The organism is Pseudomonas sp. SBT1-2 (genome assembly GCF_028640875.1).
Lineage (GTDB): Bacteria > Pseudomonadota > Gammaproteobacteria > Pseudomonadales > Pseudomonadaceae > Aquipseudomonas > Aquipseudomonas chlororaphis_I.
In genome coordinates this window covers 75,340-91,338 of record NZ_JAQZAA010000085.1, presented here as the reverse complement: position 1 = coordinate 91,338, position 15,999 = coordinate 75,340, and the positions used below count along the sequence as shown (strand labels likewise).

Sequence of the window (15,999 nt, the reverse complement as noted above, 5' to 3'; positions counted from 1 at the left end):
ATGGAAACCCGAGCCCATCATGTACTGATCGGCCTGTTCACCGTGATTGTGGTGGTCGGCGCCCTGCTGTTCGGCCTGTGGCTGGCCAAGTCCAGCGTCGACACGGAGTTCAAGGACTACGAGGTCGTGTTCAACGAGGCCGTCAGCGGCCTGTCCAAAGGCAGCGCCGTGCAGTACAGCGGGATCAAGGTCGGCGATGTGGTCAGCCTGCGCCTGGACCCGAACGACCCGCGCCGGGTCCTGGCGCGGATCCGCCTGAGCGGTGAAACCCCGATCAAGGAAGACACCCAGGCCAAGCTGACCCTGACCGGCATCACTGGGACTTCGATCATCCAGCTCAGTGGCGGCACCCCGCAAAGCCAGCCGCTTCAGGGCAAGGACGGCAAACTGCCGGTGATCGTCGCTTCGCCATCGCCGATCGCCCGCTTGCTGAACAACAGCGAAGACCTGATGACCAGCGTCAACCTGCTGCTGCACAACGCCAACAGCATGTTCTCGCCAGAGAACGTCGAGCGCATCGGCAACACCCTCGAACACCTGGAGCAGACCACTGGGGCCATCGCCGAACAGCGCGGCGACGTGCGCCTGGCCATGCAGCAACTGGCGTCCATCGGCAAGCAGGCCAGCGCCACCCTGGAACAGACCACCGCGCTGATGCGCAATGCCAACGGCCTGCTCAACGAGCAGGGCAAGCAGATGTTCGGCAGCGCCGAGCTGGCCATGCAATCGCTGGAACAGAGCAGCGCCACCATCAACAAACTGCTGACCGACAACCAGGACTCGCTGAACAACGGCATCCAGGGCCTCAATGGCCTGGCGCCGGCGGTGCGCGAGCTGCGCGACACCCTGAGCTCGCTGCGGGCCATTTCGCGTCGCCTGGAAGCCAACCCCAGCGGCTACCTGCTGGGCAGTGACAAGAACAAGGAGTTCACGCCATGACGCGTGCCTATCGCCCATTCGGCCGGCTGGCCCTGGCCGCCGGCTTCGCCTTGAGCGGCGCCTGCTCGATCCTGCCCCAGGCCGACCCAGTGGATATCTATCGCCTGCCCACGGCCCAGAGCGCCGCAGCCCAGCCTCAGGGACACACACAGCCCTGGTCCCTGCGCCTGACCAAACCCCTGGCGAGCGACGCCTTGAACAGCGCGAGAATCGCTGTGATCCCCCAGGGCGATGTGATCAGCAGCTACAAGGACGCGCGCTGGAGCGATCCGGCGCCGGTGTTGTTGCGCAATCGGCTGCTGGACGGATTCCTCGCCGACGGTCGGGTGCAACTGCTGGGCACCGACGACAGCGATGTGCAGACCGATCTTGAACTGGGCGGCAACCTGCAGGCATTCCAGAGCGAATACCAGGGCAAGGCCGTGGCGGTGGTGATCCGCCTGGATGCGCGCCTGGTGCGCGGCTACGATCAGAAGATCCTGGCCAGCCAGCGCTTCGAAGTGCGCCAGCCGCTGAACGATACCAAGGTGCCGGCGGTGGTCGCCGGATTTGGCCAGGCGGGGGATACCCTGAACCGGCAGGTGGTGGAGTGGACGGTGAAGCAGGGCAGCCAGTTGGTCAGGCGCTGACGGCCTCATCGCGGGCAGGCCTCGCTCCTACAGGATGTTTATCATCCTTGTAGGAGCGAGCTTGCTCGCGATCAGCCGAAGAACCAGTAGCACACCGCAATCGCCGCCACCACGCCGGCCAGCTCGGCCAGCAGGGCGCAGCCGACGGCATGGCGCGCGCGCTGGATGCCGACCGAACCGAAGTACACCGCCAGCACGTAAAAGGTGGTCTCGGTACTGCCCTGGATAGTCGCCGCGGCCAACGCCGGGAAACTGTCCACGCCCTGGGTCTGCATGGTTTCGATCAGCATCGCCCGCGCGGCACTGCCGGAGAACGGCTTGACCAGGGCCGTCGGCAGGGCATCGACGAAACGCGTGTCCCAGCCAGCCCATTCCACCAGATGGCGGATGCCGTCCAGGCCGAAGTCCAGGGCCCCGGAGGCGCGCAGCACGCCCACCGCGCAGAGCATCGCCACCAGATACGGCAGCAGGTTCTTGGCGACGTCGAAACCTTCCTTGGCGCCCTCGACGAAGGCCTCGTAGACCTTGACCTTGCGTAACGCGCCAATCACCAGGAACAGCATGATCAGGCCGAACAACGTCAGGTTGCCCAGGATCGACGACAGCGACGCCAGCGCGGTGGCCGACAGCGTGGCCAGCAGGGCCATGAAGCCGCCCAGGGCCAGGGCGCCGGGAATCAGGTAGGCCAGTACCACCGGATCCCACAGGCGCAGGCGCTGCATCACCGCGACCGACAGCAGGCCGACCAGGGTCGAGGCGCTGGTGGCCAGCAGGATCGGCAGGAACACCAGGGTCGGGTCGGCGGCGCCCTGCTGGGCGCGGTACATGAAGATGGTCACCGGCAGCAGGGTCAGGGACGAGGCGTTCAGCACCAGGAACAGGATCTGCGCGTTGCTCGCCGTGGTTTCGCTGGGGTTGAGGTCCTGCAGGGCGCGCATGGCCTTGAGGCCGATCGGCGTGGCGGCGTTGTCCAGCCCCAGGCCGTTGGCCGCGAAGTTCAGGGTGATCAGGCCGATGGCCGGGTGCCCTGGCGGCACGTCCGGCATCAGGCGGGTGAACAGCGGGCCCAGGGCCTTGGCCAGCCAGTCGACGATCCCGGCCTTCTCGGCGATCCGCAAAAAGCCCAGCCACAGGGTCAGGGTGCCGAACAGCAGCACCATCACTTCCACCGACAACTTGGCCATGGCGAAGATGCTTTCCACCATCGCCGAGAAGATCCCGGCATTACCGCCAACCAGCCACTGCGCCAGCGCTGAAACGGCCGCCACGATGAAGAAGCCAAGCCACAGGCCATTGAGCATCAGTTATTCCCCCAGAAGATGCGGCGAATGATAGCGGGGCGGACAGAAACGACAAACCCCGGATTGACCGGGGTTTGTCGATGATGACAGAGCAGAACATTGCTAGCCGCTGCCACAGGCTGCGCTCGCCTGCGCAGGAGGCGCCGCGGCCCGGATCGCGAAGTTCCTGCGGAACTTATCGCAGCCTTCGGCAGCGGCTACAGGTATCAGCCTTTGGTGACTTCACCGGCTGGCAGCGGCTCCTTGCTGCGCCAGTGCGGCAGGGAGTTCCAGTAGCGCTGGCCCTTGGCGTCGTCGTACATGCCTTCCCAACGAGCGATGACCAGTACCGCCAGGGCGTTGCCAATCACGTTCAGGGCAGTACGGGCCATGTCCATGATGCGGTCGACACCGGCGATGAAGGCCAGGCCTTCCAGCGGAATGCCCACGCTGCCCAGGGTCGCCAGCAGGACCACGAAGGACACGCCCGGTACGCCGGCGATGCCTTTGGAGGTGACCATCAGGGTCAGGACCAACAGCAGTTGCTGGCTGATCGACAGGTCGATGCCGTACAGCTGCGCGATGAAGATCGCCGCGATGCTCTGGTACAGGGTCGAACCGTCGAGGTTGAACGAGTAACCGGTCGGCACCACGAAACTGCAGATGGCTTTCGGCGCACCGTAGGCTTCCATCTTCTCGATCACCCGCGGCAGCACGGTTTCGGAGCTTGCGGTGGAGTAGGCCAGCACCAGCTCATCCTTGAAGATGCGCATCAGCTTGATCACCGAGAAGCCGAACAGGCGAGCGATCAGGCCCAGGACCACGAAGGCGAAGAAGGCGATGGCCACGTAAACCAGGATCACCAGCTTGGCCAGCGGCAGCAGGGAGGCGAAACCGAAGTTGGCCACGGTCACCGCGATCAGGGCGAATACGCCGATCGGGGCGTAGTTCATGATCATGTGGGTAACTTTGAACATGCTTTCCGAGACGCCCTGGAACATCTTCACCAGCGGCTCGCGCAGGTCGGCCTGCAGGCTCGACAGACCGAGGCCGAACAGCACCGAGAAGAAGATGATCGGCAGCATCTCGCCGCGGGCCATGGCCGCGAAGATGTTCGATGGGATCAGGTTGAGGATGGTTTCGATGAACGCGTGTTCATGCTGTACCTCGGCGGCGGTCGCCTGGTACTTGGAAATATCCACGGTACCCAGGGTGCTCATGTCGATGCCGGCGCCCGGGTGGAACACGTTGGCCAGCACCAGGCCGACCAGGATCGCGATGGTGGTGACGATTTCGAAGTAGATGATGGTCTTCAGGCCGATACGCCCGAGTTTCTTCGCGTCGCCCACGCCGGCGATACCGACGATCAGCGAGGAAATCACGATCGGGATCACGATCATCTTGATCAAGCGGATAAAGATATCGCCCGCAGGTTGCAGGACGTTGCTGATCCACCAGGCTTTTTCGGCACTGAAATGGTTGAGCAGCGCACCAATTGCAATCCCCAGCACCAGACCGATGAGGATCTGCCAGGCGAGGCTTAGTTTTGCCTTCTTCATATCATTACCCTTACTTCAGTTGGACTCGGGCTGATGCGCGAACTGGAACGCTCAATGGCGGAAAAGTCTGTGCATCGGCCCCCGTATAAGGTCACCCCGAGCGAGCATTTACGGCTCTCTGCAGGCGAAAAAAGGCGCAACTATTCCGACGCAAGGGGGGCGCGTCTAATGCCGTAAACGCCTACCCTATGCCGAATCGGCATGAGTTTTTCTAAACGAAACGGGCGTCCCAACCGGTTCGAATGCGACATTTCGGCCTGGCCATCTACCGTGAAACGGCCATTTCAGGCGGCATTCAGCGCTTTTGGAAGGATTCGGAATGACCTTCGAAAGAAGGGAAAGTTCTTACGTTAGAACCAGAAATCCCGTCTGGAAAAAGGCAAAAGTTTCTCGATGTACGGTCGCAAAGAAACACCGTGAAACGGTTAGGCCAGGCAACTCGGAATATTTGTCGCGAACCCCTGCCTGAAAAAGCAGGCACCGCTCTGCCACAAAGGTTTGTGGCATTCAAACACGACGCAAGTCGTCAAGCCTGAGCGGCTTGCGAGCTTGCGCCGCAGTTTTTCCTGACCCGGCCCTCGCGGAGGCACTCCCTGTACCCCTAGGTCACTCCGATCCGGTTTCGATCAGAACGTCCCGGCCCCCTGGTCATGCGCTGCCCCTCCTCGGGGCGGTGCAACGGAAAGCAAGGCCCGCTGGACACTCGCCTTCCATGATCGAAGCTTTCGAACCGCAAACTCAGTACCAGTTCGGGTCCTTTTTCAGCTGTTCCCTGAGCAAGCCCTGCATGCCAGCGTCCGGCTTGCCGAGAAAACGGTATTCGGCATGGCGGGTCGGCGACTTGTCCGCGGGCAGGCCCGCCGGCACTTCGACCAACATGGCGTAGGCGTGTTTCTTGTCGAAACTGAACGCCACGATCAGGCGCTGGTTGCGACAGGTATCGCGGGTTTCGCAAAGCGGACCGACCAGGTACTTGTCGCCGTCTTCTTCCAGCGCATTCATCTGCTGCGCATCACCGGACAGGTTCATCACCCACTCCGGCAGGCGCTCTTCCTTTTCGACGACGTCCTGCCAGGTTTCGCGGTATTGCGGGTCGCTGTTCAACAACTCGTTGACCCGGGTCTGACCGTCGTTGGCTGCCATCGCCGTGGCCGCGCCGCCCAGTAACAGGGCGGCGGCCAATGCTTTCAAAGAAACGCTCATGTTCAACCTCGACCACGACGGCCAAAGAAGAAGGAAGCAATGAACATCACCAGGAAAACGACAAAGAGAATCTTGGCGATACCCGTGGCGGTGCCCGCGATACCACCGAAGCCCAGTACCGCGGCGATGATGGCAATGATCAGGAATGTGATTGCCCAGCTCAACATGGTCATTCTCCTTACGCTTCTATTTAGAGGTACTGCTTAGCCGGCCCGCAGTTGCGTACCGGCTGTCCTGCCTAGAACACCCAGCGCTCCTGATAAGCCGTGTCGGTGGCAGGCTGAGCCTGGTCGACGTCCATCAGATGCAGCGGGGCGGAATCGGCAAACCGAGTGCTGACTGCACTGAAGTGGGTTTGAGTGGTGTGATAAACCGGCAACCTCACAGCCTCTTGCTGCTGGCTCTGCTCCCAACGTGAAAACTGCTGACCGCCAATCAAGGTCACCAGCAATGCCAGGCTGGCGAACAATCCCTGCTGCAGGTGCAGGGGCGAAACAGACAATTGGGCGAGACGTTGGCGTTTCATCCGGAGGCTCCTCCCACGCGGGTCATTGTTCTCAAGCGCTTGTGGCTGCGCTTGCAGCTTGTTCGGCCGAGTCTGATCAGACTGTTGCAGCCTGCATGCCAGTTTTTTGAATTGAAATAAATTCAATAAAAACAATGCTTTGAAAGCAAACAAGGAAGATCTTCATACGCCATCCTGCACGATGCCGCCCTGGATACCGTGCGAATTGCACGATTGGACTGATACTTGAGGAAAAAAACGCGGCTGAAAATGCAGGAGTACAGTGACGAAATCGGGAAAGAATTACGGAGAAGTCCTAAAAGCAATAAAAAACCTATTATTTTCAATCGATTAGCAATACACCCCGGAGATGACTAACCTGCACCCCTGGGAATCGATAAGAATTAACCATGCAACTTGCCCGATTTTTCCGGGACTAAATAAGATCACTTACTTCAGGAGCCTCGGACATGGAATCAGCACCGGAAAATCAAGGCCGCATTCTTCTGGTAGATGATGAGTCCGCAATCCTGCGTACCTTCCGTTATTGCCTGGAAGACGAGGGCTATACCGTCGCCACGGCCAACAGCGCCGCTCAGGCCGAGGCCTTGCTGCAACGCCAGGTGTTCGACCTGTGTTTCCTCGACCTGCGCCTGGGCGAGGACAATGGCCTGGAGGTGCTGGCCCAGATGCGCATCCAGGCCCCCTGGATGCGGGTGGTGATAGTCACTGCCCATTCGGCCGTCGACACCGCGGTGGACGCGATCCAGGCCGGCGCCGCCGACTACCTGGTCAAGCCCTGCAGCCCCGACCAACTGCGCCTGGCGACCGCCAAGCAGCTGGAAGTCCGCCAGCTCTCGGCGCGCCTGGAAGCCCTCGAAGGCGAAGTGCGCAAACCCAAGGACGGCCTGGACTCCCACAGCCCGGCGATGAAAGTGGTGCTGGAAACCGCCCGCCAGGTCGCCGGCACCGATGCCAACATCCTGATCCTCGGCGAATCCGGCACCGGCAAGGGCGAGCTGGCCCGGGCCATTCACGGCTGGAGCAAGCGCGCCAAGAAATCCTGTGTGACCATCAACTGCCCGTCGCTGAACGCCGAGCTGATGGAGAGCGAATTGTTCGGTCACAGCCGCGGAGCCTTCACCGGCGCCAGCGAAAGCACCCTTGGCCGGGTCAACCAGGCCGATGGCGGCACGCTGTTCCTCGATGAGATCGGCGACTTCCCGCTGACCCTGCAACCCAAGTTGCTGCGGTTCATCCAGGACAAGGAATACGAGCGGGTCGGCGACCCGGTGACCCGTCGCGCCGACGTGCGCATCCTCGCCGCGACCAACCTCAACCTCGAGGACATGGTACGCGACGGACGCTTTCGTGAAGACCTGCTGTACCGCCTGAACGTGATCACCCTGCACCTGCCGCCGCTGCGCGAACGCAGCGAAGACATCCTGACCCTGGCCGACCGTTTCCTCGCACGCTTCGTCAAGGAATACGCCCGTCCCGCCCGAGGCTTCAGCGACGAGGCCCGCGAAGCGCTGCTCAATTACCGCTGGCCGGGCAATATCCGCGAGCTGCGCAACGTGGTGGAACGCGCCAGCATCATCTGCCCCCAGGAGAAAGTGGAGATCAGCCACCTGGGCATGGCCGAGCAACCCACCAACAACACTCCGCGCATCGGCGCCGCCTTGAGCCTGGACGAGCTGGAGAAAGCCCATATCGGCGCCGTGCTGGCCACCAGCGATACTCTCGACCAGGCCGCCAAGACGCTCGGTATCGACGCCTCGACGCTGTACCGCAAACGCAAACAGTACAACCTGTGAGCCGCACCTCATGAAGTTAGCGATGAAACTGCGCACGAGACTGTTTCTGAGCATCTCGGCGCTGATCACCGTGGCGCTGCTCGGCCTGCTGCTCGGGCTGGTCAGCGTGATGCAGATGGCCAAGACCCAGGAAGCGCTGATCCGCAACAACTTCATCACCCTGGACCTGGGGCTCAAGCTGCGCCAGACCCTGGGCGACCAACTGATCATCATGCTCAACCACAACCCTGACCGGGCGGCGCTGGACGACTCCAGGCAGGAATACCTGGCCCTGCTCGACCAGGGCATCGAGCATGAACGGCAAAACAATGTGCGCAACGGCTTCACCCAGGCACGCGACGACTACCAGAGCTTCTTCGAGGCCTTCGAGCGTGCCGACGGGACCTCGGCAGGGGTCAATGGCAATACGGAACTGACCCACCGCTTCAATACCCTGCGCAATGGCTTGATCAGCGAACACAAGCAGGCCCTGGACAACATCAATGACATCGAACATCAGGCCCGCAATCGCGCCTTGCTGATCGCCGGCCTGCTCGGCCTCGTCGGGCTGGCCGTGCTGATCATCGGCTTCATCACCGCCCACGGCATCGCCCAGCGCTTTGGCGGCCCCATCGAAGCCCTGGCCAAGGCCGCCGACAATATCGGCCAGGGCAACTTCGACGTGACCCTGCCCCTGTCTTCGGCTGCCGAGATGAACTTGCTGACCCGGCGCTTCGGGATCATGGCCCAAGCCCTGCGCGAGCATCAGGCCACCAATGTCGACGAACTGCTCGCCGGCCAGCAGCGCCTGCAATCGGTGCTCGACAGCATCGACGACGGCTTGCTGATGATCGACCGCCAGGGTCACCTGGAACACCTCAACCCGGTGGCGCAACGTCAGCTGGGCTGGGACGAGGAACGCCTTGGACAAGGGCTGGGCAGCGCCCTGCAGCGACCGGAGCTGGACGAGCAGCTGCAACTGGTGCTGCGCGGCGGCAGCCTGGAACGGCCGCCGGAAGACCTGAGCATCGAGGTCGATGGCGAGTCGCGCCTGCTGACGTACAGCCTGACCCCGGTCAGCCATCCCCAGGGACATATCCTCGGCGCGGTGATGGTGCTGCACGACGTCACCGAGCAGCGGGCCTTCGAGCGCGTGCGCAGCGAATTCGTGCTGCGCGCCTCACATGAATTGCGCACCCCGGTCACCGGCATGCACATGGCGTTCGGCCTGCTGCAGGAACGCCTGCGCTTCCCTGAGGACTCCCGCGAAGCCGACCTGCTGAACACCGTCAACGAAGAAATGCAGCGCCTGATGCAACTGATCAACGACCTGCTGAACTTCTCGCGCTATCAGAACGGCCTGCAGAAACTCACCCTGGCACCCTGCTCCCTCGAAGAGTTGCTGGAGCAGGCGCGCAACCGCTTCATCGGCGCGGCCACGGCGCAGGGCATCGAGCTGCTGGTGGAACTGCAGGAGCCGCTGCCGCGGCTGCATGCCGACCGCATGCAACTGGAACGGGTGCTGGACAACCTGATCGACAATGCCCTGCGGCATACCGCCAAGGGTGGGTTGATTCGCTTGCAGGCGCGTCGGCATGGCGAGCGGGTCATCATCAGCGTCGAAGACAACGGCGAAGGCATCGCCTACGGGCAACAGGGACGGATTTTCGAACCCTTCGTCCAGGTCGGGCGCAAGAAAGGCGGGGCCGGCCTGGGCCTGGCGCTGTGCAAGGAAATCGTGCAACTGCACGGCGGGCGCATGGGTGTCTATTCGCGGCCCGGGCAGGGGACCCAGTTCTATCTGGCCTTGCCTCTTTAGGGGCTAGACCTCGTCGTCCAGACGCCGCGGGCCCAGGCGGCGTCCGCGGGTAATCAGGTCGATGAACTGCACTGCGCTCAGTGCATGGGCAAACAGCCAGCCCTGGCCAAAACGCACGCCCTCGCTGCTCAGCAGCAACGCCTGATCCTCGAATTCGATGCCCTCGGCAATCACCTTGAGCTCCAGGGCATGGGCCATGCGAATGATGTGCGGGGCGACGCCGCTGCTGGCGGCGTCATGCCCCAGGGCATCGATGAATGCCTTGTCGATCTTCAGGTAATCCACCGGCAGGGTCTGCAGGTAGGCCAGGCTGCAATACCCCGTGCCGAAGTCGTCGATCAGCACCTGATGGCCAACGTCCCGCAAGGCTTGCAGGTTATGCCGGGCGACCACCACATCAATCAGCCCGCGCTCGGTGACTTCGAAGGCGATCTGCCGCGCCGCCACCCGATGCAGCGCCAGCAGGCGCGCCATCACCTTGCCGATCCGCGGCACCATGACATCGCAGGCCGCCAGGTTGACCGAGATGTACAGCTGCGGGTTGGCCCGCAACAGATGCCCCAACTGCTCGAGCAGGCGTTGCAGGACAAAATCGGTGATGGGGCGGATCTGCCCGGTGTTCTCCGCCATGGGAATGAACAGCTCCGGACTGGTCAGGGTGCCGTCCGGACGGCGCCAGCGCAGCAGAGCCTCGGCGCCGACACACTGGCGCGTTCGTAGATCGAAGATGGGCTGATACAGCACCTGTAGCTCGCCACGGCGCAGCGCCCCTTGCAATTCGGCGCCCAGGGACTGGCGCTGCCCGGCCAGTTGAAAGGCCAGGCCGCCGATGAAGATCGCCAATGCCAGGCTGCTGGGCAGCAGCCACCACCACCCCTCGAACATTTCTCGCTGCATGTTGGTGCGGGGGGTGACGAGTACCAGCTGATACTCCGGATTGCGGGTGGGCATCCGGTAGATCAACTGGTCCTGGGTCACCAGCAACGGGCTGCGCCCCGCGGGCGGCCACGGCTCGGTCGGCGGCCATTCCAGCGCCGGCCCCAGCACCGGGATGGCCCGCAAGCCATGGTCGAGAACCACCATCAGGCTGCTGTTGGCGGGCAGATCGACCATATCGGTCAGATGTCCGCGAGACGTTGCCACGCGAAAGTTGCCCCGCCCGAGCATCAGCGCCGCGCGGTTTTCGTTGGGTTCGGTGGAGGTGTTCAGCCAGTAGTTGTAGGTCGGGCCGCTGATATCCGGCGGCCGCATCACGGCCAGGTTGTCCTGGCGTGGCCAGTTGGTGCAGGCCTGGGCAGCATCAATGTAGGCCGCTTCATAAATGAAGCGATAACTGAAACTGATCTGCTGCAGGGTCGCGACCATCTCGGGGCTGCATTCGCGCAGGGGCTGCGCCTCGAGCACGTCCAGGCCTTCGCGCAGCTGGCCGAACAGTTGCTCCAGGCGCTCGAGAAAGCGCTGGCCCTGGGCATTCATCTGCTCGCTTTCGCGCAGTTGCGCCTCATGCATCGCAATGCCCAGGCTCGCCGCCAGCAGCAAGGCCGCACTCAATACAGCCGCGCACGTCGCCAACAGCCAGGGGCGATAGAACCAACTGCGCAGGGGTTCGCGGGCGGCCAGCATCATTGGATATCCGAGGGTTACCAATGAGTTATAGCTACTGATTGAGAAAAAGCCCTGACCGTCGGGCGGGCGTCATTATTTTGTCTGGTTGAGAACCTGCAGGATCGCAGCGCTTTGCGCATCCGGCTGGCCGTCGAAACGCGACGGCCGGTAATGCATCTGGAACGCGGCCAGCACGTGACGGGTCGCCACATCCAGCTCGCCAGTCTGCGGCGTCTCATAACCAAGACGCGCCAGGCCTTGCTGGAACCAGGCGACGCTCGGCAACTGCGCGGCAAAGAACGCCTCCTGGCGCGCCACCGCCTGGGCGTTCGGCCACCGGCCCAACCCGGCTTCGGCCAGACGCTTCCAGGGGAACAGCGGGCCCGGGTCGAGCTTGCGCAGGGGGGCGATATCGCTGTGGCCGATGATGTGTTGTGGCGCGATGTTGTTGCGCTTGCTGATGTCCTTGAGCAGCACGATCAGGCTCTGGACCTGCGCTTCGCTGTAGGGGTACCAGACACGCCCGGTGGGCAGGTCGCGAAAGCCCGGGTTGACGATCTCGATCCCGATGGAGCTGGAGTTCAGCCAGGTACGGCCTTGCCACTGGCTCTCGCCGGCGTGCCAGGCGCGGTACTGCTCGTCCACCAGTTTGTAGATGGTCGCCGCCTTGTCGTCGCCGATCAGGTAGTGGCTGCTGACCTGGCCATGGGTCAGCAGTTGCAGGGAACGCTCCATCGAGGCCGAGGTGTAATGCACCACCACGAATTGCACCCGCTCATCGAAATTGACCGAAGGGTGGCTGGTATCGAAACGCGGACCGCTGGCGCAACCGGCCAGCAACAGAAGGGACAAGGCGAGGGCAAGAACTTTCATGGTGGAAGCAGTACGCTGGAGAAAATAATGCAACAGTGTAACGTACTGCCTTTGCGGAAAACCGGCAAAAACACCGGTTTATACAAAATGGAACAAATTATGCGTCAGCCCAGTTCCACCCGGTTGCGCCCCGCCTCCTTGGCCCGATAGAGCGCCTGATCGGCTCTTTTGAGCACCAGATCGCTGCGTTCTCCCGGCTTGAAGGCACTCATGCCGATGGACATGGTGATGGTCACGCGCTCGCCCTTGAAGTGGAACGGACAGGCTTCGATGGCCGCCCGCAAGGTTTCCGCCAGGCGCGCCCCGACCGGCCATGAAGTATTGGGTATCAGCAGGACGAACTCTTCACCGCCGAAACGGGCAATGAAGTCACTGCCGCGCAGGCGCTTGCGCAATACGCCGGCGATGATCTTCAGCACCTTGTCGCCGGCCAGGTGACCGTAGTTGTCGTTGATGCGCTTGAAGTGGTCGAGGTCGAGCATCGCCAACAACAAGGTGTTGCCGTGCTGCTGCCACTGCGCCACTTCATGCTCCAGGCGCTCGCTCCAGGCCGCGCGATTGGGCAGGCCGGTGAGGGGGTCGATCAACGCTTTCTGCCGCTGTTCTTCCAGGTGCTCGCGGTAGCCCTGGGCTTCCTGCTCCATGCTCGACACCCGCTCGGCCAGGCTCTGCAGGCGCGCGGCCACTTCCTTCTCGCGCTCGTCACGCTGCTTCTGGTGATGGTCCATGGTGCCGAGCAGGCCTTCCAGGTGGCTTTCCAGGACCTGCTTGAGGTCGTCCAGATCCGCCGCCTCCTGAACGCTGCTTTGCAGACCATCGACCTGCTCGCGAATCTGCGTGTCCATCTCCCGCGCCGCGGAACTGCTGTCGGCATGGCCTTCGCTGGCGGCCTGCAGGTTGCTCTGGAAGGATTCCAGGCGCTCGTTGAGCTGCTTGAGATAAGCCTCGAACTCATGCTGGCCACTGTCGGTGATCGCCAGCATCAACACTGCCAGATCGTCGAGGATCGGCAGCAATTCGTACCAGTTCAATCCATGTTGCAAGCGATCGCGCATGGACTCGGCTTGCGGCCGGTGACGCTCGGGCAGGCTCAAGTCGTCCAGCAGGCCGAGCAGGGTATGTTCGATGTGCTTGGCCACCGAACTGTAGGACGGCTCCGGCGAGTCGGGCAGGGCGTACAGCACATCCTGCTCGGCCTGCTGCGGATCGACCGCCGCCAGCGCCTCGGCCATGGCCGCCGGCAATGGCAAGCGGTCAAGCAGCACTGGCGCCGGGGTCGCCTCGGCGGGTGCGGCAACGATCAATTCGTCCGGGTTGGAAAGAACAACCGGAGCCTCGACAGTCGGCGGCTGCACGGACAGCGGTGCTTCGACGGGGCCAGGCACAACTGGCAGCGGCGCTTCCTGCGAATCCGGCATCGGCGGTGCCGGCTCGACGGCGATGGGTTTCTCCGACTCCAGCACCGGCGGCACAAAGGCCTCGACCTGGACTGCCGTGGTTACCTCGGGCAGCGCTTGCGGCTGTGGCTCGGGCGGCTGGCTGACAGCAGCGGGCTTCTCGACCACAGGCGGGGGCACCGGCTCCAGGGTTTCGGACGGCCGTGCGGGCGCGACTTCGACCCGAGGCGGGGGCGGGGGCGTGTCAACTCTTTCAGCCGTTGCCAGCGGCTGCTCCATAGCGGGGGCTGCCACCACCGCAGGCGTCTCAGCCGCGGACGCCGCAGGCGCTTCGTCAGCGTCACGACCACCAAACAAGCGCTGCAGCAAACCTGGGCGGCTCGGCTCCGGGGGGCTCTCCAACTGGCTCAGCGCCTTGCCTTGCAGGCCGCTCAGTTCGCCCAGCAACAGTGGGATTTCCCGGGCCTGGCCGACGCGACCATCCAGCTGCTTGGCGAAGTTTTTCAGCGGCCGACTCACCTCGCGGGGCAACGGCAGCTTCTGCAACTGGCTGACCAGCGAAGTCAGGGCCGTGCTCATTTGCTCGATGCGCGTCTCGCGACGCTGCTCGGAGTCCAGCACGGCTTTTTCCAGGCGTGGCAACAGGGCCGCCAAGGCCGCGTCCATATCGTCGGTGCGCACCACCTCGCGCATTTCCTTCATGCACTGGTCGACGGCGCGATCAGTCCCTTCGGCCGCCAGCGTGCTGCGCACCAGGCCACGGCGAAGCAGGTCGAGGCGGGCATTCCAGCGTCGCTCGAGTTTTTCCTGTTGTTCGATACTTTTGAGGTATTTCTCTTTCCAGCGCTGGGCGTCGTCGCTCATTCATGGGTTCCGCGAGGGGCAGGACTCAGCGCGGGCAATGCATCGGCCGTGAGCGAACCCGGCAGACGAATCTCTACCGCGACCGGCAGGTGATCGGAAATCGGTTGGGCCAGGACTTCGACCCGCTCCAGCGTCAGGCTGGAGCTGAGCAAAATATGATCAAGACAGCGTTGCGGGCGCCAGCTGGGGAACGTCGCTTCCAATTGCGGCGCCAGCAGACCGAGATCGCGCAACGGCGAATGCTCCAGCAGATCGCTGGCATGGGTGTTCATGTCGCCCATCAGCACCTGATGCTTGTACCCGCCGATCATCTCGCGGATGTAGGCCAACTGCCGGGTGCGCGTACGGGCGCCCAGGGCCAGGTGCATCATCACCACCACCAACGCCTCGGGACCATCGCCGAAGCGCAGAAGGATCGCACCACGCCCCTTGGGGCCTGGCAGCGGATGATCTTCGATCGCCCAGGGTCGCAGGCGGCTGAGCACACCATTGCTGTGCTGGGCCAGGCGACCGAGGTTGCGATTGAGCTGTTGGTACCAGTAGGGGAAGGCGCCGAGCTGGGCCAGGTGCTCGACCTGATTGACGTAGCCCGAGCGCAGGCTGCCGCCATCGGCTTCCTGCAGGGCGACCAGATCGAAGTCGCCCAGCAGATCGCCGATCCTTTGCAGGTTGTCGGCGCGCCCGTTGTGCGGCAGCAGGTGCTGCCAGCCACGGGTCAGGTAATGCCGGTAACGTTCGGTACTGATACCGACCTGGATATTGAAACTGAGCAGCCGCAGACGGCTGTCTGCCGGCAGGCCGGAGGACGCCACATGGTGCTCGTTGACCCGCGGGTCATGCAGGCCAACGATGCGTTCCGTACCCCAACGTCGCATGGCAGGGGCTCGCTTACTTGGCCGCCCGCTCTTTGGCGATCAGCTGGTCGGCGACGCTCAGGGCACCTTCAGGACCACCGGCGGTGCCCAGGTCGAAGCGGTACTTGCCATTGACGACCATGGTCGGTACGCCGGAGATCTGATAGGCCTGGGCCTTCTTCTTCGCGTCCTCGACCTTGCCTTTGACGGCGAACGAGTTGTAGGTGCTCAGGAACTTGTCCTTGTCGACGCCTTCGCCGGCCAGGAACTCGGCCATTTCCTCTGGGGAAGCGAGTTTCTTGCCGCCATGGATGGCTTCGAATACGGCTTTGTGGACCTTGTGCTCGACACCCATGGCTTCCAGGGTGATGAACAGTTGACCGTGAACGTTCCAGATACCGCCGAACATGGCCGGGATGCGTACGAAGTTGACGTCGGCCGGCAGTTTTTCAGCCCATGGGTTGATGGTCGGCTCGAAGGCGTAGCAGTGCGGGCAGCCATACCAGAACAGCTCGACCACTTCGATCTTGCCAGGCACCGCAACCGGAACGGCGCTGCTCAGCTCTACGTATTGTTTACCGGCTTCAAGGGGTTCGGCGGCTTGAGCGGTCATGCCAAACAGGCTGGCAGTGACGAGAGCGGCGCTGAGAATCAGATTACGCATGCTTTACTCCTG

14 protein-coding genes are annotated in these 15,999 nt (G+C 62.9%); 4 read left to right on the top strand and 10 right to left on the bottom strand.

Annotated elements, in window-relative coordinates; translation table 11 throughout:
• The gene (locus PVZ78_RS17680; RefSeq protein WP_009046292.1) at nt 1–939 is read left to right on the top strand and encodes an MlaD family protein; all 939 of its coding nucleotides are present in this window, start codon (nt 1–3) and stop codon (nt 937–939) included.
• Nucleotides 936–1,568, top strand: a complete 633-nt coding sequence (locus tag PVZ78_RS17675) for an ABC-type transport auxiliary lipoprotein family protein (RefSeq protein WP_041987840.1) — start codon at nt 936–938, stop codon at nt 1,566–1,568. The genes PVZ78_RS17680 and PVZ78_RS17675 overlap by 4 nt, the downstream gene beginning before the upstream one ends.
• A gap of 71 nt (nt 1,569–1,639) precedes the next feature.
• On the opposite strand, the gene PVZ78_RS17670 is transcribed toward PVZ78_RS17675, so the two are convergent.
• From PVZ78_RS17670 to PVZ78_RS17650, 5 genes are all read right to left on the bottom strand, one after another.
• Complete coding sequence (locus tag PVZ78_RS17670) at nt 1,640–2,869, bottom strand: nucleoside recognition domain-containing protein (protein ID WP_009046290.1); 1,230 nt, start codon at nt 2,867–2,869, stop codon at nt 1,640–1,642.
• Between the two features lie 206 nt (nt 2,870–3,075).
• Entirely contained in the window at nt 3,076–4,407 is a 1,332-nt protein-coding gene (gltP, locus tag PVZ78_RS17665) for a glutamate/aspartate:proton symporter GltP (RefSeq protein WP_007924276.1), read from the bottom strand.
• A 738-nt stretch (nt 4,408–5,145) separates the two neighbouring features.
• Nucleotides 5,146–5,610 carry an inhibitor of vertebrate lysozyme family protein gene (locus PVZ78_RS17660; RefSeq protein ID WP_009046289.1) on the bottom strand — a complete coding sequence of 155 codons (465 nt, stop codon included), beginning with the start codon at nt 5,608–5,610 and terminating at the stop codon, nt 5,146–5,148.
• A 2-nt stretch (nt 5,611–5,612) separates the two neighbouring features.
• Nucleotides 5,613–5,777 carry a DUF1328 domain-containing protein gene (locus PVZ78_RS17655; RefSeq protein WP_003177151.1) on the bottom strand — a complete coding sequence of 55 codons (165 nt, stop codon included), beginning with the start codon at nt 5,775–5,777 and terminating at the stop codon, nt 5,613–5,615.
• A 71-nt stretch (nt 5,778–5,848) separates the two neighbouring features.
• The gene (locus tag PVZ78_RS17650) at nt 5,849–6,136 is read right to left on the bottom strand and encodes a hypothetical protein (protein ID WP_009046288.1); all 288 of its coding nucleotides are present in this window, start codon (nt 6,134–6,136) and stop codon (nt 5,849–5,851) included.
• A 449-nt stretch (nt 6,137–6,585) separates the two neighbouring features.
• Here PVZ78_RS17650 and algB point away from each other — a divergent pair, with 449 nt between their 5' ends.
• Together algB and PVZ78_RS17640 are read left to right on the top strand one after the other, a co-directional pair.
• Nucleotides 6,586–7,932, top strand: a complete 1,347-nt coding sequence (algB, locus tag PVZ78_RS17645) for a sigma-54-dependent response regulator transcription factor AlgB (RefSeq protein WP_053267951.1) — start codon at nt 6,586–6,588, stop codon at nt 7,930–7,932.
• Nucleotides 7,933–7,942: 10 nt separating this feature from the next.
• A complete protein-coding gene (locus PVZ78_RS17640) occupies nt 7,943–9,730 on the top strand; it encodes a KinB sensor domain-containing domain (RefSeq protein ID WP_009046286.1) in 1,788 nt (595 codons plus the stop codon).
• Between the two features lie 3 nt (nt 9,731–9,733).
• Here PVZ78_RS17640 and PVZ78_RS17635 read toward each other — a convergent pair whose 3' ends face one another.
• From PVZ78_RS17635 to PVZ78_RS17615, 5 genes are all read right to left on the bottom strand, one after another.
• Complete coding sequence (locus tag PVZ78_RS17635) at nt 9,734–11,356, bottom strand: EAL domain-containing protein (protein ID WP_016703907.1); 1,623 nt, start codon at nt 11,354–11,356, stop codon at nt 9,734–9,736.
• 72 nt (nt 11,357–11,428) lie between these two features.
• Nucleotides 11,429–12,208: an N-acetylmuramoyl-L-alanine amidase gene (locus PVZ78_RS17630; RefSeq protein ID WP_038583259.1), complete on the bottom strand. Its 780-nt coding sequence runs from the start codon at nt 12,206–12,208 to the stop codon at nt 11,429–11,431.
• 104 nt (nt 12,209–12,312) lie between these two features.
• Nucleotides 12,313–14,469, bottom strand: a complete 2,157-nt coding sequence (locus PVZ78_RS17625; RefSeq protein WP_028683570.1) for a GGDEF domain-containing protein — start codon at nt 14,467–14,469, stop codon at nt 12,313–12,315.
• The gene (locus PVZ78_RS17620) at nt 14,466–15,344 is read right to left on the bottom strand and encodes an endonuclease/exonuclease/phosphatase family protein (RefSeq protein ID WP_009046282.1); all 879 of its coding nucleotides are present in this window, start codon (nt 15,342–15,344) and stop codon (nt 14,466–14,468) included. The genes PVZ78_RS17625 and PVZ78_RS17620 overlap by 4 nt, the downstream gene beginning before the upstream one ends.
• 13 nt (nt 15,345–15,357) lie before the next feature.
• Complete coding sequence (locus tag PVZ78_RS17615; RefSeq protein ID WP_009041530.1) at nt 15,358–15,987, bottom strand: thiol:disulfide interchange protein DsbA/DsbL; 630 nt, start codon at nt 15,985–15,987, stop codon at nt 15,358–15,360.
• Between the last annotated feature and the right edge of the window lie 12 nt (nt 15,988–15,999).

What these genes read in the sequence shown, in the direction of transcription:
- PVZ78_RS17670 (WP_009046290.1), bottom strand. Translation starts at nt 2,869, where the DNA reads ATGCTCAATGGCCTGTGGCTTGGCTTCTTCATCGTGGCGGCCGTTTCA.
- PVZ78_RS17650 (WP_009046288.1), bottom strand. Translation starts at nt 6,136, where the DNA reads ATGAAACGCCAACGTCTCGCCCAATTGTCTGTTTCGCCCCTGCACCTG.
- gltP (WP_007924276.1), bottom strand. Translation starts at nt 4,407, where the DNA reads ATGAAGAAGGCAAAACTAAGCCTCGCCTGGCAGATCCTCATCGGTCTG.
- PVZ78_RS17620 (WP_009046282.1), bottom strand. Translation starts at nt 15,344, where the DNA reads ATGCGACGTTGGGGTACGGAACGCATCGTTGGCCTGCATGACCCGCGG.
- PVZ78_RS17635 (WP_016703907.1), bottom strand. Translation starts at nt 11,356, where the DNA reads ATGATGCTGGCCGCCCGCGAACCCCTGCGCAGTTGGTTCTATCGCCCC.
- PVZ78_RS17675 (WP_041987840.1), top strand. Translation starts at nt 936, where the DNA reads ATGACGCGTGCCTATCGCCCATTCGGCCGGCTGGCCCTGGCCGCCGGC.
- PVZ78_RS17630 (WP_038583259.1), bottom strand. Translation starts at nt 12,208, where the DNA reads ATGAAAGTTCTTGCCCTCGCCTTGTCCCTTCTGTTGCTGGCCGGTTGC.
- PVZ78_RS17640 (WP_009046286.1), top strand. Translation starts at nt 7,943, where the DNA reads ATGAAGTTAGCGATGAAACTGCGCACGAGACTGTTTCTGAGCATCTCG.
- PVZ78_RS17625 (WP_028683570.1), bottom strand. Translation starts at nt 14,469, where the DNA reads ATGAGCGACGACGCCCAGCGCTGGAAAGAGAAATACCTCAAAAGTATC.
- PVZ78_RS17680 (WP_009046292.1), top strand. Translation starts at nt 1, where the DNA reads ATGGAAACCCGAGCCCATCATGTACTGATCGGCCTGTTCACCGTGATT.
- PVZ78_RS17615 (WP_009041530.1), bottom strand. Translation starts at nt 15,987, where the DNA reads ATGCGTAATCTGATTCTCAGCGCCGCTCTCGTCACTGCCAGCCTGTTT.
- PVZ78_RS17655 (WP_003177151.1), bottom strand. Translation starts at nt 5,777, where the DNA reads ATGTTGAGCTGGGCAATCACATTCCTGATCATTGCCATCATCGCCGCG.
- algB (WP_053267951.1), top strand. Translation starts at nt 6,586, where the DNA reads ATGGAATCAGCACCGGAAAATCAAGGCCGCATTCTTCTGGTAGATGAT.
- PVZ78_RS17660 (WP_009046289.1), bottom strand. Translation starts at nt 5,610, where the DNA reads ATGAGCGTTTCTTTGAAAGCATTGGCCGCCGCCCTGTTACTGGGCGGC.